1 protein-coding gene is annotated in these 461 nt (G+C 40.3%); it reads left to right on the top strand.

Features of this window, described 5'->3' with window-relative positions; genetic code table 11:
- Positions 1 to 26: 26 nt before the first annotated feature.
- Positions 27 to 395 (top strand): hypothetical protein, encoded by a 369-nt coding sequence (locus tag HC175_RS18365; protein ID WP_168024528.1) that lies wholly within the window; start codon positions 27 to 29, stop codon positions 393 to 395.
- Positions 396 to 461 lie beyond the last annotated feature (66 nt).

Raw genomic sequence — 461 nt, 5'->3', positions numbered from 1 at the left:
AAAATTACCTGTAAGAAAAACTGAGGATGAATAATTACATTTTTAGGAGTGGATTGCTAATGCTGCTTTGCGTTGTGAGTGTCGCCTGTTCAAAAGACATAGATGATGAACGTTCAATATTAGGAACCTGGATAGAATCATCTCCGGTGCCGGATAGAACTACCCTGCATTTTGGAGAGAACAACCACCTCACAAGGATTGACGGAGATGGGAATTCTGAAAAATATATCTATCTCATCGAAGACAATACTTTATTCCTGAGCCTGGCTTCCGGCCAGGAAGGTTCTTCTGAACTCTTTTTTGAACAGATCAATGAGAACCGTATTAAAGTGGAAAATCTCTATGTATCAGTTCCTGAAGCAGAGACTACTTTTATCATTTTTGAGAGATATTAGGGGAGAGTCAAGATCGCTTCGCTGCCAAAATCAAGAGTCAAGACTCCTTTCCTGGTTTCGGAAACG

This window comes from Salinimicrobium oceani (genome assembly GCF_012037645.1).
This window is presented reverse-complemented; position numbering and strand designations above follow the sequence as displayed.

Bases quoted from the DNA above. Each gene is read 5' to 3' on its own strand.
- HC175_RS18365 (WP_168024528.1), top strand. From the start codon at position 27: ATGAATAATTACATTTTTAGGAGTGGATTGCTAATGCTGCTTTGCGTT.